Genomic DNA, 17,888 nt, shown 5'->3' on the forward strand with positions numbered 1-17,888 from the left:
TTTCCAGAGGCCTGACGAACCCGGGAGCCGGTCCGCCGGCTCCTCATCCAACATCTCGATTTCTGACGACGTCTTGGACAGGCGTGCTGTGCGCACGCCGCTTCAAGCGGGGACTGACGTGCCATGACTGCTCATCGGAAGCCGCAAATTGCCCTCACCTCGAAAGCCGCTCCGTTCGTGATCCGTGCGGAACGTGCTGGAGACGTCGCGACGCGTGAAGCGCTGCTCGATGCCTGCTTTGGCGAGAACCGCCATGGCCGCACCTGCCAGCGCCTGCGCGACGGACGCGCGCCCGCCGCAGGCCTTGCCCTGTCGGCGATGCGCGAGGGCAAGCTCGTGGGAACCGTGCGGCTGTGGCATGTCAGCGCCGGAGGCAGGCCCGCTCTGGTCCTCGGACCGCTGGCGGTCGACCCTGCCTGCCGCGAGCTCGGGATCGGCGCCGCGCTGATGCATCAAGCGCTGGCTGCCGCCCGGGCGCGCGGGCATCACGCCGTGATCCTGCTCGGCGATGCCCCCTATTACGCCCGCTTCGGCTTCACAGCCGAGAAGACCGCCGGGCTGTCGCTGCCCGGCCCGTTCGAGCGCAACCGCCTGCTGGCGATCGAGTTCACTGATGGCGCGCTCGATGGCGCCGCCGGGATGATTGTCCCGACCGGCGCGGCCCTGCCCAAACGGAGGTCGGTTCGCGCGCCTGAGGCGCACGCGGCCTGAGGGATCGCTGGGGTAGGTACAACCGCAGCCGCATCGAGCCAGCAACGCCCTGCCGCGCCTGCGCGAGGCCCGTTCCTTTGGGGTTGCGCAGGCGCCGGAAACGCCCTTTAACCCCGCGAAACACCCCTTCAGTCGAGGCCCATGACCATGTCCCGTCGCCTGATCTCCACCGGCTCCCCGCTCGAGAAGACTGTCGGCTACAGCCGTGCCGTGATCGACGGCGAGTTCGCCTTCGTCGCGGGAACCACCGGCTATGACTACACCACGATGACGATGCCATCAGATGTCACGAGCCAGTCACGCAACTGCTTCAAGACCATCGCAGCCGCCCTGCAGGAGGGCGGATTCGAGATGGCCGATATCGTCCGTGCGACCTATTACGTGACCGACGCCAGCTATATCGATGCCCACTTCGCCGTCTGCGGCGAGGTCCTCGGCGACATCAGGCCGGCGGCGACGTTGCTGGTCGTCTCTGCCCTCGCCAGGCCCGAGATGAAGGTCGAGATCGAAGTCACCGCCAAGCGCCGCAGCATCTGACAAGCGCCGCAGCGCCTGATCCATCCTCACTGCCAGCACGTTCCGGAGAATCCATCCCATGAGCCCTCCCTCGCAGATCTACGCGAAGATCACCGGACCCATCGTCATGGTCGGCTTCGGCTCCATCGGCAAAGGCACGCTGCCCCTGATCGAGCGGCATCTCGACTACGACAAGTCGCGCATCACCGTGCTCGATCCCAAGGACGAGGGCCGCAAGGCGCTTTGTGAGAAGCACAATGTCCGCTTCATCCAGAAGGGCCTGACCAAGGACAATTACCGCGAGGTGCTGACCCCGCTGCTCACCGAGGGCGGCGGCCAGGGCTTTTGCGTCAATCTGTCAGTCGATACCGGCTCGACCGACATCATGGAGCTCTGCAACGAGCTCGGCGCGCTCTACATCGACACCGTCAACGAGCCCTGGCTCGGTTTTTATTTCGATTCCTCGAAGGGTCCGGAAGCGCGCTCAAACTATGCGTTGCGCGAAACGACGCTGGCCGCCAAAAAGGCCCGTCCCGCCGGCTCGACCACGGCCGTGTCCTGCTGCGGCGCCAATCCCGGCATGGTCTCCTTCTTCGTCAAGCAGGCGCTGCTCAATGTCGCCGCCGATCTGAAGCTCAATGCACCCCGGCCGAAGACCAAGGGCGAATGGGCGGATTTGATGCGGCAGGCCGGCATCAAGGGCATCCACATCGCCGAGCGCGACACCCAGCGCTCGAAGAAGCCGAAGGAGCCTGACGTCTTCGTCAACACCTGGTCGGTGGAAGGCTTCCTGTCCGAAGGCATGCAACCATCCGAGCTCGGCTGGGGCACCCACGAGAAATGGATGCCCGAGAATGCGCACACCCATGAAGCCGGCTGCGGCGCCGCCATCTACCTGATGCAGCCCGGCGCCAACACGCGCGTGCGCACCTGGTGCCCGACCCGCGGAGCCCAGTACGGCTTCCTGGTCACCCATAACGAGTCGATCTCGATCGCCGATTACTTCACCGTGCGCGATGCGTCGGGCAAGGCGATCTACCGGCCGACCTGCCACTATGCCTACCATCCGGCCGACGATGCCGTGCTGTCGCTGCATGAAATGTTCGGCCGCGCCGGGAAGATGCAGGAGAAGCACCACATCCTCGACGAGAACGAGATCGTCGACGGCATCGACGAGCTCGGCGTGCTGCTGTTCGGCCATGACAAGAACGCCTATTGGTTCGGCTCGCAGCTGTCGATCGAAGAGACCCGCGAGCTCGCGCCCTACCAGAACGCCACCGGCCTGCAGGTGACCTCCGCCGTGCTCGGCGGCATGGTCTGGGCGCTGGAGAACCCGAACGAAGGCATCGTCGAGGCCGACGAAATGGATTTCGAGCGCCTGCTCGAAATTCAGCTGCCCTATCTCGGTCCGGTGAAGGGCTTTTATACTGAGTGGACGCCGCTGACGGATCGTCCGGGACTGTTCCCGGAGGATATCGACAGCAGCGATCCCTGGCAGTTCCGGAATATACTGGTGCGGTGAGGCGGGGCTCTCTCCGCCCGTCATTCCGGGGCGACGCGTGGCGTCGAGCCCGGAATCCATCGGGCGGCAGACTCTGCGGGTAAATGGATTCCGGGTTCGCGCTTCGCGCGCCCCGGAATGACCGGAAAAAAACTACTTCTTCTCCATGGGCGGCGCGATCTTCTCGGCCGGCGCTGGCGGCAGCGCTGGCCTGGTCGCCGCGCCCTGAGTCTGCGGATCCGGCCGTGCCGGCTCGGGGGCCGGCGTCGTCGGGCGATCACCGCCGGGCTTCGCCTCCGCGGGCACCTTGCTCTGTTCGTCGGACGGGGTGCCCTGGAGCGGGGGCGTCGCCTGCGCCAGCTGCATGCGGCTTTCGGCGCGGATTTGCGCCAGGGACATCACCGACACCGCAACGCCTGCTGCGAACAGTGCACCAGCGATTGCCAGGTTGAGCTTCAGTGTGCGCTTGTCATCTCGGCCGGGCATGTCGATCACCGCCTTTGTTCGCGGGATCAACGAAACTGGGGCGCGCCGGTTCCGGAACCGAAAACGCGCGGAACCCACCGGCACGCGCCAAAACGCCGCGCTACTCGGTCGTGCTGACTTCCCAGGTTGCATGCCGCACGCCCCGGCAGATGCTGCAGATCGGTCACGACGGCGTTCAGCTCGTTCGGGTCGACCGCGGTCGCAACCAGCTTGGCGGCGATCTCGAGAATATCCTCGCTGATCTCGGCGACTTCGATATCGGCCACGGCATATTTCGCCGCTTCGAGCTTGTCGACGAGGCGGTCGCGCATGTCGGGCAAGGCGTCGGCCGCAACCGCGAGCTTGAAATAGTAGGTCGCCTCCAGCGCCTTCTCGTTCAGCGGGATGCGGTTGATGGCGTTGACCAGCGGGCGCAGCATGGTGTTGCCGGCGATGACGAACACGGTCAGTGCGGCCGCCTGTGCGATCATGTCGGCGCCGGCACAGGAGCCGACCGCGGCCGAGGCCCACAGGGTCGCCGCGGTGTTGAGCCCGCGCACGTCCATGTCCTGCTTCATGATGACGCCGGCCCCCAGGAAGCCGATGCCGGAGACGACATAGGCGATCACCCGGACCGCGCCGTCGGCGCCGTCCAGCTGCATGGCGAGATCGACGAAGGCAGCAGCGCCCACCGCGACCAGCACGTTGGTGCGCAGGCCGGCGGTGCGCTGGCGGTATTGCCGTTCGGCGCCGATGAGCGTGCCCAGCACGAAAGCCGTGATCAGGCTGACCAGGGTGTCGCCAAAGTCGGCAAGCTGGAAGGTCGTCAGAAATCGCATGGTTCCCTATACGGCGGGAACCATGACAGATTAAAGCTCGAGCAGACCGCCGTCCCCATTTTCGTCGGCAAAAGCCAGCAGCGTGCCCTTCGCATTCCAGCCGATCGCGGCCACGGGCGGCGTGCCGTTGCGGCGGACCAGGATCTCCGCGCCATCCTCCAGCCGGACCATCAGCACCGTACCATCGCTGTAACCGGCGGCGAGAATGTCGTTCTTGGGATGACAGGCGACCGCGGAGACGCGCGCCTGCAGCGGCGCGAGCATCGCGGGCTCCTTGCCCATCGGACCGTCCTTGCTGCCGAACGGCCAGATGATCACCGTGTCGGCGCCCGAGGTCGCCAGCCCCTTGCCGCCGGCGCTCCACGACATCGAGCGGACGCGGCCCGGATAGCCGGTCATGCGCATGTGTCTGTTGTCGGCGAGCCGCCAGCCGTGCAGCGCCGGCTCGTGCATCGCGGTGACCAGGAATTTGTTGTCGGGGCTGAAGGTGACCGCGTGATGCGAGCCGGCCCAGGGCAGGAATTCGGCCGATCCCGCCATGTTCGGAAACCACAGCGTCACGCCGTTGTAATGCGCGATAGCGAGCCGCAGGCCCTTCGGCGCGAAGGCAAGGCCGCCGACGGTCGAGGGCACGTCGATCGACTTCTCCTCGGCCTTGCCGCTCTTGACGGTCGCGGTCTTGCCGGCCGACCAGGCGAAGGCGCCGTCGGCGTGCAGCGCCACCGCGTCGATCCAGCGCCGCTTGGGATCGGTGGCGAGCAGCGTCACCTCGCCCTTGGCATCGAGCGAGACGACCTTGCCGTCGTCGCCGCCCATGACGAGGCGCTTGCCGTCGGAGGCGGTCGAGAGAATGCCGCCGCTATGCACGGCAACCGTGGTGATCTCGCAATTGGCATCGACGAATGCGACGTTCTCCTCGCCGCCGACGAAGGCGGCGCGATCCTTCAGGAAATGCACCGAGGTCACTGCCATGCCGAGCGCAATCGGCTTGACGCGGTCGGTGACGGAAACGATCGAAGCGGACTCGGGCGCGGGCGTAAACTCTTTCATCACGAGACGATGCAGCTCTCGAAACCCTTGCGGATCGCCTCTTCGGGCAATTCGCGGCCGATGAAGACGAGGCGGCTCTCGCGCGGCTCGCCCTCCTTCCACTTCCGCTGGTGGTTGCCCTCCAGCATCATATGGACGCCCTGGAAGACGTAGCGGTCGTCGTCGTCGTGGAAGGCGAGGATGCCCTTGGAGCGCAGGATCTTGCCGCCCTCGACCTGCACCAGGTTCTGCAGCCAGGGCATGAACACGTTGGGATCGAGCGGCTTGTCGGTCTTGAGCGAGAGCGACTGCATCTCCTCGTCGTGATAGTGCTTCAGGCCGTGACCGTGATCATGGTGATGGTGATCGTGGCCGTGATGATGGTGATGATCATGATCGTGGTCATGATCGTCGGCCTCCAGGAAATCAGGCTCGATGTCGAGGATGCGGTCGAGATCGAACGCGCCGCGGTCGAGCACGTCGGCCAGCGCCACCGCGCAGCGCTCGGTGCGATGCAGCTTCGCATACGGATTGATGCCGCGGATACGGGCCTCGACCTCGGCGAGCTCGCCCTTGTTGACGAGGTCGGTCTTGTTCAGAACGATGACGTCGGCAAAGGCGATCTGGTTCTTGGCCTCGGGTGCATCCTTCAACCGGTCGGACAGCCATTTGGCGTCGGCGACCGTCACGACCGCATCGAGCCGGGCGTTTTTCTGCACATCCTCGTCGACGAAGAAGGTCTGCGCGACCGGCGCGGGATCAGCGAGGCCAGTGGTCTCGACGATGATGGCGTCGAACTTGCCCTTGCGCTTCATCAGGCCGTCCATGATGCGGACGAGGTCGCCCCGTACGGTGCAGCAGATGCAGCCGTTGTTCATCTCGAACACTTCCTCGTCGGCGCCGATGATGAGGTCGTTGTCGATGCCGATCTCGCCGAATTCGTTGACGATGACGGCGTATTTCTTGCCGTGGTTCTCCGACAGGATGCGGTTGAGGAGCGTGGTCTTGCCGGCGCCGAGATAGCCGGTCAGCACGGTCACGGGAATCTTTTGGGAGGTCGCGTCAGACATAACAACTCCGGACTTCAAGGCTTTTTCGCGCGACGCGAGGCGGGGTGGCCCCTGCCCTAATGGTCAAGCGCGCTGGTCAGGGCCTTTATATTGTGCCTGACCATGTCAATGTAAGTGGGTGCAGGGCCCTTTTCGCCGGTCAAACCGTCCGAAACCAGGGTCCCGCCGACCTTGGCGCCGGTCTCGGCGGCGATCCGCCGGATCAGGCGATCGTCGCTGATATTTTCAAGGAACACGGCGGGGATTTTCTGGGCCTTGATCTGGCCGATGATGGCGGCGATATCTCGCGCGCTCGGCTCGGTCTCCGTGGAGACGCCCCGGGGGGCGATGAACCGGATACCGTACTCGGCGGAAAAATAGCCGAAGGCGTCATGGGTGGAGATGACCTTGCGCCGCTCCGGCGGGATTTTTGCGACGGCGTCGCGGACCTCGCGGTCCAGTGTTTCGAGCTTTTCCAGATAGGCCTTGACCTGGCCGCGGAAGAACTCCGCGTCGTCAGGAGCGGCCGCGGCGAGCGCGCTTGCAATGTCGGTGACGTAGATCCTGGCGTTCGGGATGGACTGCCAGGCGTGGGGATCAGCGGCCGCACCCATTTTTAGCGGCGTGATGCCGGCGCTTGCAGTCACGACCTTCGCCTTGCTGCCGGAGGATTGCACGAGGCGCGGCAGCCAGCCCTCCAGCCCGAGCCCGTTGACAATGACGAGCTTCGCCGCCGCGACCCGCTTGGCATCGCTAGGGGTCGGCGCATAGACGTGGACATCGCCGTCGGGCCCGACCAGCGTCGTCAGGTTGATGCGGTCACCACCGACATTGCGGACGAAATCGCCGAGGATCGAGAAGCTCGCGACGACGTTGAGCCGCTCCGCGGCCTGCAGCGGCGAGGCGATCAGCAACAGTGCAAAGACCAGGATGAGCCGCATCGTCATGCTTCCAGATGCCGGCCGGGAAACAGCTGCCGGACGATGCCGCCGACGCGGCCGAACAGGATGGAGACGATGTAGAGCACCGTCGCCACCAGTATGATCGCAGGGCCCGAGGGCACGCGGGTCTGGAATGAGAGCACGAGGCCGGCATAGCCGGAGACCGCAGCAGCAATGACGGCGATGCAGATCATCGCGGTGAGATCGCGCGACCAGAACCTTGCGATGCCCGCAGGCAGGATCATCAGTCCTACCGCCAGCAGCGTGCCCAGCGCCTGAAAGCCGTTGACGAGGTTGATGACGACCAGCGCGAGGAAGGCGAGATGGGCCGGGCCCCCGGCCCGGCTCACCGTGCGCAGGAACAGGGGATCGACGCTCTCGATCACCAGCGGGCGGTAGATCACCGCGAGCACCAGCAGCGTCACCGTGGCGTTGAAGGCGACCACGAGCAGGGTCTGATCGTCCATTGCGAGGATGTTGCCGAACAGCACGTGCAGGAGATCGATGTTGGTGCCCTTGATCGAGACGATGGTGACGCCGAGCGCAAGCGAAGCGAGATAGAAGGTGGCGAGCGAGGCGTCCTCCTTCAGCCCGGTCGAGCGTGCGACGACGCCAGCGAGGATCGCGACGGCAAAGCCGGCGATCAGGCCGCCAGCGGTCATCGCGAACAGATTGAGGCCGGAGAGCAGGAAACCGATTGCGGCGCCGGGCAGGATCGCATGTGCCATGGCGTCGCCGACAAGGCTCATCCGCCGCAGCATCAGGAACACGCCGATCGGCGCCCCCGCCAGCGCCAACGCGATCACCGCGGCGAGCGCGCGCCGCATGAACTCGAATTCGGTGAACGGACCGATCAGCGCGTCATAGAGCATCGGATATCAGGCCGCCCGCGAGCTGATATCATCGGCCGCGCAGGCCGCCGCGCTGTCGTCGAAGGCCTCGCACATCCGCATCGCGACCAGCAGATTTTCCGGCGTCAGCACCTCCGCCGTCGGGCCCCACGCGACGGGGCCGCGCGCCAGCACCAGCGTTTCGGTGAAATGATTGCGCACCATCTCCATGTCGTGCAGTGCGGCGAGCACGGTGCGACCCTCGCCATGCCAGCGCCTCACCAGCGCGAGCAGATCGGCGGTGGTCTTGCTGTCGATGGCGTTGAAGGGCTCGTCGAGTACGATCAGGCTGGCATCCTGGAGCAGCACACGGGCGAACAGCACGCGCTGCATCTGACCGCCGGAGAGCGTGCCGATCGGGCGGTTCTCGAAACCGCTGAGGCCAACGGCTCCGATTGCCCGGAGAATCTTGTCGCGCGCGGCCTTGCCGATGCCGCCGAACAAGCCTGTGCCGCGCCACAGCCCGGTGCCGACGAAATCGAGCACCGAGATCGGGAAGCTGCGATCGATCTCCGCGCTCTGCGGCAGATAGGCGATGTCGCGGGCATCGAGCCCGCCGAGATGGATCGTCCCGTCGAGCGGCCTCAGGATGCCGACGATGCCGCGCAGCAGCGTCGACTTGCCGGCCCCGTTCGGGCCGATCACCGCGACCAGCGCGCCCGGCGCGACCTCGCCGCTGAGATGATGCACGGCGGGGTGCCGGTCATAGCCGAGCGTGACGTTGTGAAAGTGCAACGCGGCCATCGTCACCTCATCGCCAGCAAGACGATGCCCCACAGCACGGCACAGACGGCGAGCGCGGCCGCGAGGCGGCCCGCCATGGTCATGCGCAGGATCGACCAGGGCGCGGCCTGGGCCGGATGCGGCGAGGCCGCATCGTGGACATGGGCGTGGGCGTGATCGTGCCCGTGCGAATGTCCATGGCCGTGACCATGGGAATGGCCATGAGCATGGTCGTGCTGGTGGGCGTGAGACGCGGCGGGAGCCATTTGCGGACGTTATATTATAACATTACGACTGTCCACGGCGGGCTGCCATTCCGCTTCACGGCTTGCCGATCACCATGGCGATAGCGGCCGCCACGAACGGGAACGGCACCGACACGGCGCAGCGGAACCAGACGAAACGGGCCGGCATGAACGGGATCTCCCACAGGATCACCCGCTGGAAGGCGAACAGCGCCCAGGCGACGACGTAGGCGACCACCTGCGGCACGCCGCCGCCCGACTTCAGCGCCACCGCGCCAATGGAAAAGCCGACCACGGGGCCGCCGGGCGTGGCGGCGCCGGCGACCACAGCGGTGGCAACCCCGAGCCAGCCGCTATCCGGGCCGAGCCAGCTGGTGATCACCTCCTGCGGGATGATGGCGGCGATGTAGCCGGAGCCGATCACGCCAAGCGCGATCCGCGGCACGATGTTGACGAAATCCATCGTACCTTCGCGCAAGGAGGCCACGAGCACCGGGCGCCCACGACGAAAGGCGATCAGTCCGACGCCGAGCACCGAACCCCACAGCAGGACGTCGATCAGAAGCGCTGCGCTCAACTCTCGTCGTCCTTCGCGAGCGGCTTCGGATAGAGCCTGACATAGACGAAGCGGCCGAGGGCGCCGGCGAGCACTGGCAGCGGCAGCGAGATCACGATCCGCCACAGCGTGAAATCGGTGCCCATGATCGGGATTTCCCAGGCGACCGCCCGGCCATAGCCGATCAGCGTCCAGCTCACGACCATGGCGATGGTGGCGCCGAAATCGGCGCCGACCGCGAGCAGCGCACTAGCCACCGGGTAGGCCGTGAAGGGACCGCCGGGCAGAATTGCGCCGAAGGCGGTGCCGATCAGCAGGCCCATCAGGCCGGATTTCGGCCCGAGCGAGCGCGAGACCTTCTCGTGCGGCAGGATTTCCGAGATGAAGGCCCCTAACAGGCAGCCGGCGAGCACGCGCGGCAGGATGCCGGAGAACAACGAGAGATCGTGGGTGAGGATGTCCAGAACGCCGTCAGTGCCGTCCCGCCGCCAGACCAGTGCTGCACTCACCGCCACCAGAGCTGCGATGATGATGGTCGACCAGCCGATCGGCTTGCGGACCCGGCCCGGCCGCGGCTCGGATTCCGCGTCGCCGCCAGGCGCCGGATTGTTCGGGGAAGGTTCTGACAACGGGCTAGAGTCGCTCGAAGGTGATGCCCGTCCTGATTAAGGGCGCCGCCGGTGGGATGCAAACGGTGTGACGACAGACCCATGCGCGCGCCGCGCAGGGCAATTCCGCACAGCAAAAAGGCGGTCGCGCCTGCGACCGCCTTTGTTTCTGTCATTCCGGGGCGGCGAAGCCGAACCCGGAATCTCGAGATCCCGGGTTCGATGCTACGCATCGCCCCGGGATGACGGAGCAGGGCTCACGCCTTCTCGAATAGGGACTCCACGTATTCCCAGTTCACGAGGTTCTCGACGAACGCCTTGAGATAATCGGGACGGCGGTTGCGATAGTCGATGTAGTAGGAGTGCTCCCAGACGTCGCAGCCGAGGATCGGGGTGGCGCCGTGCACCAGCGGATTCTCGCCGTTCGGGGTCTTGGAGATCTCGAGCTTGCCATTCTTGACCTGGAGCCAGCACCAGCCGGAGCCGAACTGGCCGACGCCGGCTGCCTGGAAGTCCGTCTTGAACTTCTCGAAGCCGCCGAGGTCCTCGTTGATCTTCTTCTCGAGCTTGCCCGGCAGCTTGGTGCCGCCGCCATTGGGCTTCATCCAGCTCCAGAAGTGGATGTGGTTGTAGTGCTGGCCGGCATTGTTGAACACCGCGGGATTCTTGCCGAACGAGCCCTTGACGATCTCCTCAAGGGACTTGCCTTCCCATTCGGTCCCCTTGAGCGCGTTGTTGCCGTTGGTGACGTAGGCCTGATGATGCTTGTCGTGGTGATATTCCAGCGTCTCCTTCGACATGTACTGGCCGAGGGCGTCATAGGCGTAAGGGAGTGGGGGCAGCGTAAAGGTCATGGCTTCTTGTCCGCAACTGGTGGGGAACGAGTTCTAACGGTCACCCCTTATAGAAGGTTCCGCCACCATTAAATACCTCAGAATTTGCGAAAAGGCGTGACTTGGCGCGTCCTGCTTGAATGCACAAATTCGTCGCAACCGGCCGCCGTCGATCAGACCTGCGGTTCGCTGTAAAATATCATTGCCTTTGAGGCGCTTAAGACAGAACAAACGCGCCACGAAGCGGAGCTGTGGAGGACGAGGCCATGAGCATCGAGATCGACATATTGAACGGCGACGCCTCGTGGCCGATCGCCGAGCCGCTACTTCAGGCGGTCTGGGCACCGCAATTCGTCGCAGGCAAGCCCTGGGCTCAAGTCAAATGGGCCAATGCCGATCTCCGCGTGCTGGTCGAGACGCCCGAGGATGGTCTCGTGTGCCATGTCGGCATCTACTTCCGCACCATCACCTGGAATGGACAAAAGGTTCATATCGGCGGCATCGGCGGCGTCTCCACGCGCGAGGACCAGCGCGGCCGTGGCTATGCGACCATGGCGATCGACGCGGCGGTGCATACCATGCGCGCCAACGAGGCGGTTCGGTTCGCCCTACTGTTCTGCGAGCCGCACAATTTCGCGTTCTACGAGGCCCGGAGCTGGCTGCCGTTCAAAGGCGAGGTCTATTGCGAACAGCCGGAAGGGCGGATCCGGTTCACCTACATGGCGCCCTATGTCTTCCACATCGTGCGCGCGCCGACGCTGGGCACCATCGACCTATGCGGCCTGCCATGGTGAGCCCTGCGTGAGCCAGGGCTGGGCCGGCCGGCTCATTCTCTTATAATATGTCGGTCATCATTTAATTTTCCGCACGGTGGACATGACGATCGACGCCCCAGCAGATGCCGTCCCGCCGGTTGCGCCGGTCGCCTCCCCCATCGCCAGCCTCCTGACCGCGCCGATCCTGCCGACGCTGCTGCGGCTCGCGATCCCCAACATGATCGCGATGGTTGGGAGCACGCTGGTTGCGGTAGCCGAGACCTCCTATATCGGCCGGCTCGGCACCATCCCCCTCGCTGCGATCGCGCTGGTGTTTCCGTTCGCGATGCTGACGCAGATGATGAGCGCCGGCGCGATGGGCGGCGGCGTCTCCTCTGCGATCAGCCGCGCGCTCGGCGCAGGGGATCGCGACCGCGCCGCGACGCTGGCGCTGCATGCCGCCATCATCGGCCTTTGCGGCGGGCTGTTCTTCACGGTGATGATGCTCGCCTTCGGCCGCTCCTTCTTCTCGCTGCTCGGCGGACGCGAGCGCGTGCTCGAAGAGGCCAGCGGCTATTCGCAGGTGCTGTTCTCCGGCGCGGTCGCGATCTGGCTCGTCAACACGCTGGCCTCGGTGATCCGCGGTACCGGCGACATGCGCCTGCCTTCGATGATTCTGATCGGGGCGAGCGTGCTGCAGATCGTGCTCGGCGGCACGCTGGGGCTCGGCCTGTTCGGCGTGCCGCAATTCGGCATGCCGGGCGTGGCGAGCGGCCAGCTGATCGCGTTCAGCTGCGCGGCACTGTTCTTCCTCTGGTATCTGATGTCAGGCCGCAGCCGGCTGCCGCTCAATCTCCGCGCCTTCCATTTCGAGCGCGCGATGTTCCTGGACATTCTCAAAGTGGGCGCGGTGGCCTGCCTGTCGCCGCTCCAGACCGTGCTCACCATTCTGATCTTCACGAAGATCCTCGCGACCTTCGGCACCGAGATGCTGGCCGGCTACGGCATCGGCTCGCGGCTGGAATTTCTGCTGATCCCAATCACCTTCGCCTTCGGCATCGCCTCGGTGCCGATGGTCGGCATGGCGATCGGCGCCGGACATGTGAAGCGCGCGCGGCGTGTCGCCTGGACCGCGGCTGCGGCCTCAGGACTCACGGTGGGCCTGATCGGGCTCGTCGTTGCGCTCGCTCCGTCGCTGTGGGTCGGGCTCTTCACCCGCGATCCCGGCGTCACCGCCGCCGCGCACAGCTATTTCCACTGGGCAGGTCCGGCCTTCGTATTCTTCGGCATGGGCGTGTCGCTTTACTTCTCCTCGCAAGGCGCCGCACGCGTCGGCGGTCCCGTGCTCGCCTCCACGGCACGGCTTCTGATCGTCGCGATCGGCGGTATCGGACTGATGACCGCGCAGGCTCCGGCCTGGACCCTGTTCGCGCTGGTCGGCGGCGCTATGGTCGTGTTCGGGCTCTCGACCGCCGCCTCGGTCGCTTTCGCGCGCTGGGGCAAATGATCGCAGGTAAATAGGCGCAGGCAGATAAGCTCAGAAATGTGATTCCCTCGGACGTTGCGCGCGCTCGATTTGCTGCTATGGAGGCGCCTCCATTCCAGGGCTCCTCTCCATGACATTCAGATTCGCCGCTCTCACCGTCATTCTGGCTGCGCTGATCGGTGCGCCTTCCGCCTATGCGCAGAGCGCCGAAGGGACCTGGCTCACCCAGGCGGGCGATGCGCGCGTCAAGATCAGCAAATGCGGCGGCGGTATCTGCGGCCACATCGTCTGGCTGCGCGAACCCATGGACAGCGCGACCGGCCAGCCCGCCACAGACAGCAAGAATCCCAATCCCGCGCTGGCCAGGCGTCCGATGATCGGCCTGCCATTGTTCAGCGGCATGGAGCCGGCAGGACCGAACAAATGGTCGGGCCAGATCTACAATGCCGACGACGGCAGCACCTATGCGAGCAACGTCAGCCTGACCGGCGCGGACGCGCTACGGGTCGAAGGCTGCGTCGGCGCGCTCTGCGGCGGTGAGACCTGGACGCGCGCGGGGCGCTAACCCGCTGCCATCATCGCCTTCAACGCCGTCGCCGCCGAGGCATAGCCGCCACGCGCGCCGTCGATGAAATGGACGTGATCGCTGCGCAGCGCCGACGGCGCGAAGCAGGTCATCATCGCAGCGTCCTGCTGGTAGAGGCCGTAGCGCACGATGCCCTCGCGCGCGGCGGCTTTGAGACGATCGTTCAAGGCGCGCTCGAGCTGCGGCGTGCAGTCCAGGATCATGCGCAGGCCGTCGTCGTATTTACGGAAGTCCGAGTTCTCGACCACTTGGCGCTTGTAGAGGCTGGGCACGAAACCGCCGATCTTGATATCGAAGCGCATGATGAAATAAGCGAACAGCGTATAGGCCAGTACGCTGGCTCTGCGCGCGAGCAGCGGACCGCCGCGCCTGGTGCGGGCCTCGAATTCCACGCCCTGCGGCGGCCATTTCAGCGGGGGCCCCTGCGGCGGCACCGGCCGGCCGCCCTCCGGGCTTCGCTCGACGAGATGAATGATGTCCTCGATCACCTTGCGGAAGGCCTGCGGATCGACGCCACGCGTCGGCATCACCAGCACCGACAGGATCAGGCCGCGCGCCGCCGGCATCACCTCGAAACGACACGACAGGCCCGAAAGGTCCGGCTGCGTTCCGGCAGGCGCCTCCTCGACGGCAAACTCGCCGCGCTTCATCGCGGCGTCGGCCCAGGCGAGCCCGCCGCCCGAAAACATCGCATAGGACAGGTTGGCCGACGGCCCGAACCGGGCGACGCGCACATCGAGGCCGTGTGTGCGAATGACGCTGACCGGCACCAAGGCGACGCGCAGGGTCAGATCGAGGTCTTCGCGCACCCAGGTCGCGGTCGCAGCCAGCGCCTGGCGGGCAAGCTCGACGTCGTCTGGCGCCACCGCGAAGCTGGCGCCGTCGCCGCCGAACACGAAGGGAAACTCCCGCCCCTCCAGCGCATTGGTCACCGCCGCGATCACGGCGGCACCGGCCATGTTCACGGCCTTGTAGCGCTGCGCCGCGATCGCCTTGGTCGAATCGACGATATCGGCAACACCGATGCTCCAGTCGTCCGGCAGCGGTGCATAGAGCGCAGGATCCATCAGGCTGGTGAAGCCTCGGAAGACGGGAATGCCGCCATAGAAGGACTCGCCTGAGCTCATCGGGATGCCGGACTGTTGGAATGCGAAGCAAGATACGTGGCAGGATCGATCCGGGTTCGCTGGCTCGCGCCCCCTTTCGATCATTGGCCGAAAGTGGTCCGGACAACAAGATGCGGCCGCCTTGCAATGCCCCGGCGCGATCACTGATCGGCGTCAAACGACCACTGGGGGAGAGCGGCTATCGTCGCGCGGCCCCAAGGGGTTGCATGGGAAAATCGAGGTGTCCGACTTCAACAGCAAGGACTCTGCCATGCGCGAGCGCCGCATCCGCCGCCTCACCGAAGGACCGCCGGAATCTTCACACGAGCGGATTGACCTGCCGAAGCAGCGGCCGTGAGCGGCTAATGCAGCTTCTCGTCCTGACGCTTGCGCAGCTGGGATGCAGGGACGTCGTGGCAGCCGATCAGGCGCACGAATTGCTGCGGATACGCCTCGTGGCCGTGATCGCCGGAATTCTGATGCGACATCGGTGGGCAGCGGACCTCATTCACACGCACCGGCTCTTTCAGGACCCGACTTGAAGCGCTCATGTTTGAAGTGGCCATCGACTGCTCCCCTTCGTTTAGGGCAGACCGATTGACGTAAACCAATCGATTGCGGGGCATCTTACGACCAAATCCGGCTGGCTGTCATTGCGCGTGATCAACGCAATTGTGGCAGTCGGGTTCCGCTTAGGCGGTATTGCCCGCGTCGATGGTGAACACGGTGCCGGTGACGTTGCGGCCGCCTTCGCCCAAAAGGTATTCCACCATGCGCGCGACGTCGTCCGTCTCCGGCAGCCGGCGCAACGCGCTGCGGCCCGCAATGCGCTTGCGGCCTTCCTCGGAGAGATTGTGGGTGAGCTCGGTGTCGATGAAGCCTGGCGCGATCGCGTTCACGGTGATGCCGAGCTTGCCGACCTCACGGGCCAGCGAGCGGGTGAAGCCGGTCGCGGCGGCCTTGGTCGCGCCATAGACGGACAGGCCGTTATAGCCTGTCGTCGCGATGATCGAGGAGATGTTGATGATGCGCCCCGCGCCGTCGGCCATCATTTGTCGGGCCACATATTTGGTGAGGATGATCGGCGACAGCACGTTGAGCTGCACCAGCGCCTCGATCTCGGAATTGTGCATGGTGGCCAGCAGGCCTTCAGTGCCGAGACCGGCATTGTTGACGAGGCCGTAGATCGGACCGAATTCGTCGCGGACGAGCTTTGCGAAGGCCGGGATTGCATCGATCACGGCAAGATCGCAGGCGCGGAAATGCAGGCGCCCGTCGGCCGCGGCGATGGCCGCCTTGAGCTCGTCGCTTTCGCGCCGCGCCGCCGCGATCACGTTGAAGCCGGCCGCGACAAGGCGCTTGCCGATCGCAAGCCCGATGCCGCGGCTGCCGCCGGTGACGAGAACGTTATGCATCGGTGCGCGCCAGTTTTCCGGCCGGGGTAACGTCGAGCGCCTCGACGAAGCGGAGCACCGCCGGCACCTTGTGGGATGCGAGCTGGGCACGGCACAGATCCAGGATCTGGTCGCGGATATCTTTCGCGCGCGCCGGATCGGTGCCCTCAGCGAGGATCACGTCCGCGACGACGATGCCGCCGGTGATCGGGCTCTTGCGCGACTTCGCGCGCGACATCCGCACGTCGGGATGGCGGTTGATCACGGCCTCGATCTCCTCGGGGTGGACCTTCAGTCCGCCGATGTTGATGATGCCGCCACGACGACCGACGAAATAATAGCGATCGCCGCGCAGCTCGACGATGTCGCCGCTATCGACAAAGCCGTCGTCGTCGGTGAGCGACGCCGCATTGCGGCCGATATAGGCATGGGCCGTGCGCGTTGAGCGGATGCGCAGCGAGCCGTCGACGACCTTCATCTCGACGCCGTTGCGGTTGCCGAGATAGTCGGCCGGAAAGCCTTCCAGCCCGTCATTGACGGCGAAACCGAGGCCGGCCTCGGTCGAGGCATAGGCATGGCCGACGGACGCGTGGGGGAATGCCGCCTTCAGGCCGTCGAGCACGGCCTGGTCGGCGATCTCGCCGGAGAGGCGGACGTAAGCCGGGGCGAATTGCGCGGCCGAGCTGCTCATCAGGAGCTTGCGCCAGTGCGAGGGCGTGCCGGAGATATGCGAGACACCGCGCGCCTTCAGCCGCGCGACGTGATCGGCGAGCGCCTCATGGGGATCGGACAGCACCAACGAGCCGCCGGAGAGGATGGCACGGAGAAAGATTTGCAGGCCGCCATAGCGGCGGATGTCGTAGAACGTTGCCCAGACCGGTGCAGGTCCGCGCGACGGGCCTTCGGCGACGATCGCACCGGTCAAGGCTTCCAGCGTATGGCCGGCGATCTTTGGCACGCCCGAGGTGCCCGAAGTCAACATCAGCCATTCGGTGCCCCGCTCGGTCTTGGCAGGCGCCGCGGCTTGCGGCGGCAAGTGCGCGGTGACGACCAGCGGCACGCCGGACGCCGCCCAGCAATCGGGCTCGTCGGTGACGACGGCATCGATCCCCGCATCCGCGATCAAGGCGTCGAGATGCGCCGGATTGAGGTCGGGCGGACACAACAGCATGCGGCGGGCGATGCCGTCGAGCTCGATCATGGCTAGGCCGGATCGGAGCTGGTCCGACAGCTTGAGCAGCACGGCGCGGCCGGACAGGTCGTGCAGCCGGCCGCCCAAGACCGTCTGCGACAGGATGTCGGTCAGCGACACGACATCATGTGCATCGGAGATCGCGCGGCCTTTCAGCTCCGCGCCAAGATGGTCGCGAAGTGCAAAGATCTCACGCGGGGACATTTTCGTAGGCCCGCACGAAATCGCCCACCGTGGCGGGGAACGCTGCGTCCTCGGAAATGGTGAAGGGATCGACGCCGGTCTCGTCCTCGAGGCGGGCGACGAGGATGGCGAAGGCGAGCGAGTCAAAGCCCGTCTCATGCAGGGACAGATCGTCCGAGAGGGCGGGAAGCGTGACGTGCTGCTCCTTGGCGATCTGCTGGATCGCTTCAATGACCTTTGACCTTACCGACATGGTTGGCTCGCTTTGTTATCGATCTCG

21 protein-coding genes and 1 pseudogene are annotated in these 17,888 nt (G+C 65.5%); 6 read left to right on the forward strand and 16 right to left on the reverse strand.

Features of this window, described 5'->3' with window-relative positions; genetic code table 11:
- Nucleotides 1-123 precede the first annotated feature (123 nt).
- The 3 genes from ACM43_RS32710 to ACM43_RS32720 all read left to right on the forward strand — a co-directional run bounded on the left by ACM43_RS32710 (nucleotide 124) and on the right by ACM43_RS32720 (nucleotide 2,749).
- A complete protein-coding gene (locus tag ACM43_RS32710) occupies nucleotides 124-711 on the forward strand; it encodes a GNAT family N-acetyltransferase (RefSeq protein WP_271545740.1) in 588 nt (195 codons plus the stop codon).
- 147 nt (nucleotides 712-858) lie between these two features.
- Nucleotides 859-1,248: a RidA family protein gene (locus ACM43_RS32715; RefSeq protein WP_271546501.1), complete on the forward strand. Its 390-nt coding sequence runs from the start codon at nucleotides 859-861 to the stop codon at nucleotides 1,246-1,248.
- Nucleotides 1,249-1,306: 58 nt separating this feature from the next.
- Nucleotides 1,307-2,749, forward strand: a complete 1,443-nt coding sequence (locus tag ACM43_RS32720; RefSeq protein ID WP_271545741.1) for a homospermidine synthase — start codon at nucleotides 1,307-1,309, stop codon at nucleotides 2,747-2,749.
- A 132-nt stretch (nucleotides 2,750-2,881) separates the two neighbouring features.
- Here the strand turns inward: ACM43_RS32720 and ACM43_RS32725 are convergent, their stop codons facing one another.
- From ACM43_RS32725 to ACM43_RS32775, 11 genes and pseudogenes are all read right to left on the reverse strand, one after another.
- A complete protein-coding gene (locus tag ACM43_RS32725; RefSeq protein WP_198399690.1) occupies nucleotides 2,882-3,214 on the reverse strand; it encodes a hypothetical protein in 333 nt (110 codons plus the stop codon).
- A 100-nt stretch (nucleotides 3,215-3,314) separates the two neighbouring features.
- Nucleotides 3,315-4,032: pseudogene (locus tag ACM43_RS32730) on the reverse strand (MgtC/SapB family protein).
- Between the two features lie 30 nt (nucleotides 4,033-4,062).
- Nucleotides 4,063-5,082: a WD40 repeat domain-containing protein gene (locus ACM43_RS32735; RefSeq protein ID WP_271546503.1), complete on the reverse strand. Its 1,020-nt coding sequence runs from the start codon at nucleotides 5,080-5,082 to the stop codon at nucleotides 4,063-4,065.
- Nucleotides 5,082-6,131 (reverse strand): CobW family GTP-binding protein, encoded by a 1,050-nt coding sequence (locus ACM43_RS32740; protein ID WP_036036600.1) that lies wholly within the window; start codon nucleotides 6,129-6,131, stop codon nucleotides 5,082-5,084. The genes ACM43_RS32735 and ACM43_RS32740 overlap by 1 nt, the downstream gene beginning before the upstream one ends.
- Before the next feature lie 56 nt (nucleotides 6,132-6,187).
- Nucleotides 6,188-7,051: a metal ABC transporter solute-binding protein, Zn/Mn family gene (locus ACM43_RS32745; protein WP_271546505.1), complete on the reverse strand. Its 864-nt coding sequence runs from the start codon at nucleotides 7,049-7,051 to the stop codon at nucleotides 6,188-6,190.
- Between the two features lie 2 nt (nucleotides 7,052-7,053).
- On the reverse strand, nucleotides 7,054-7,923 hold the full coding sequence (locus ACM43_RS32750) for a metal ABC transporter permease (protein WP_271545744.1): 870 nt from the start codon (nucleotides 7,921-7,923) through the stop codon (nucleotides 7,054-7,056).
- 6 nt (nucleotides 7,924-7,929) lie between these two features.
- Entirely contained in the window at nucleotides 7,930-8,685 is a 756-nt protein-coding gene (locus ACM43_RS32755; RefSeq protein WP_157282923.1) for a metal ABC transporter ATP-binding protein, read from the reverse strand.
- Between the two features lie 2 nt (nucleotides 8,686-8,687).
- Nucleotides 8,688-8,930, reverse strand: a complete 243-nt coding sequence (locus ACM43_RS32760) for a hypothetical protein (RefSeq protein ID WP_157282926.1) — start codon at nucleotides 8,928-8,930, stop codon at nucleotides 8,688-8,690.
- A 55-nt stretch (nucleotides 8,931-8,985) separates the two neighbouring features.
- A complete protein-coding gene (locus tag ACM43_RS32765) occupies nucleotides 8,986-9,486 on the reverse strand; it encodes a hypothetical protein (protein WP_271545748.1) in 501 nt (166 codons plus the stop codon).
- Nucleotides 9,483-10,094 (reverse strand): permease, encoded by a 612-nt coding sequence (locus ACM43_RS32770; RefSeq protein ID WP_271545750.1) that lies wholly within the window; start codon nucleotides 10,092-10,094, stop codon nucleotides 9,483-9,485. Before ACM43_RS32770 ends, ACM43_RS32765 begins: the two co-directional genes overlap by 4 nt.
- 236 nt (nucleotides 10,095-10,330) lie before the next feature.
- Nucleotides 10,331-10,927, reverse strand: coding sequence for a superoxide dismutase (locus tag ACM43_RS32775; RefSeq protein ID WP_027573470.1), 597 nt, complete (start codon nucleotides 10,925-10,927; stop codon nucleotides 10,331-10,333).
- 245 nt (nucleotides 10,928-11,172) lie between these two features.
- Here ACM43_RS32775 and ACM43_RS32780 point away from each other — a divergent pair, with 245 nt between their 5' ends.
- The 3 genes from ACM43_RS32780 (at nucleotide 11,173) to ACM43_RS32790 (ending at nucleotide 13,712) form a co-directional block, all read left to right on the forward strand.
- Nucleotides 11,173-11,700 (forward strand): GNAT family N-acetyltransferase, encoded by a 528-nt coding sequence (locus tag ACM43_RS32780; RefSeq protein ID WP_271545752.1) that lies wholly within the window; start codon nucleotides 11,173-11,175, stop codon nucleotides 11,698-11,700.
- Between the two features lie 82 nt (nucleotides 11,701-11,782).
- Nucleotides 11,783-13,168, forward strand: a complete 1,386-nt coding sequence (locus tag ACM43_RS32785; RefSeq protein ID WP_271545754.1) for an MATE family efflux transporter — start codon at nucleotides 11,783-11,785, stop codon at nucleotides 13,166-13,168.
- Between the two features lie 109 nt (nucleotides 13,169-13,277).
- A complete protein-coding gene (locus tag ACM43_RS32790; RefSeq protein WP_157282941.1) occupies nucleotides 13,278-13,712 on the forward strand; it encodes a DUF2147 domain-containing protein in 435 nt (144 codons plus the stop codon).
- On the opposite strand, the gene ACM43_RS32795 is transcribed toward ACM43_RS32790, so the two are convergent.
- From ACM43_RS32795 to ACM43_RS32815, 5 genes are all read right to left on the reverse strand, one after another.
- Entirely contained in the window at nucleotides 13,709-14,860 is a 1,152-nt protein-coding gene (locus tag ACM43_RS32795; protein ID WP_271545756.1) for a DUF3095 domain-containing protein, read from the reverse strand. The two genes, ACM43_RS32790 and ACM43_RS32795, sit on opposite strands and share 4 nt — an antisense overlap.
- A 341-nt stretch (nucleotides 14,861-15,201) precedes the next feature.
- The gene (locus ACM43_RS32800) at nucleotides 15,202-15,405 is read right to left on the reverse strand and encodes a hypothetical protein (protein WP_157282947.1); all 204 of its coding nucleotides are present in this window, start codon (nucleotides 15,403-15,405) and stop codon (nucleotides 15,202-15,204) included.
- A gap of 126 nt (nucleotides 15,406-15,531) precedes the next feature.
- Nucleotides 15,532-16,254: an SDR family NAD(P)-dependent oxidoreductase gene (locus ACM43_RS32805; RefSeq protein WP_157282950.1), complete on the reverse strand. Its 723-nt coding sequence runs from the start codon at nucleotides 16,252-16,254 to the stop codon at nucleotides 15,532-15,534.
- Nucleotides 16,247-17,629 carry a class I adenylate-forming enzyme family protein gene (locus tag ACM43_RS32810; protein WP_271545760.1) on the reverse strand — a complete coding sequence of 461 codons (1,383 nt, stop codon included), beginning with the start codon at nucleotides 17,627-17,629 and terminating at the stop codon, nucleotides 16,247-16,249. The genes ACM43_RS32805 and ACM43_RS32810 overlap by 8 nt, the downstream gene beginning before the upstream one ends.
- Nucleotides 17,616-17,861 carry an acyl carrier protein gene (locus ACM43_RS32815; protein WP_015688794.1) on the reverse strand — a complete coding sequence of 82 codons (246 nt, stop codon included), beginning with the start codon at nucleotides 17,859-17,861 and terminating at the stop codon, nucleotides 17,616-17,618. The genes ACM43_RS32810 and ACM43_RS32815 overlap by 14 nt, the downstream gene beginning before the upstream one ends.
- Between the last annotated feature and the right edge of the window lie 27 nt (nucleotides 17,862-17,888).

The organism is Bradyrhizobium sp. CCBAU 45321, from assembly GCF_028128975.1.
Lineage (GTDB): Bacteria > Pseudomonadota > Alphaproteobacteria > Rhizobiales > Xanthobacteraceae > Bradyrhizobium > Bradyrhizobium yuanmingense.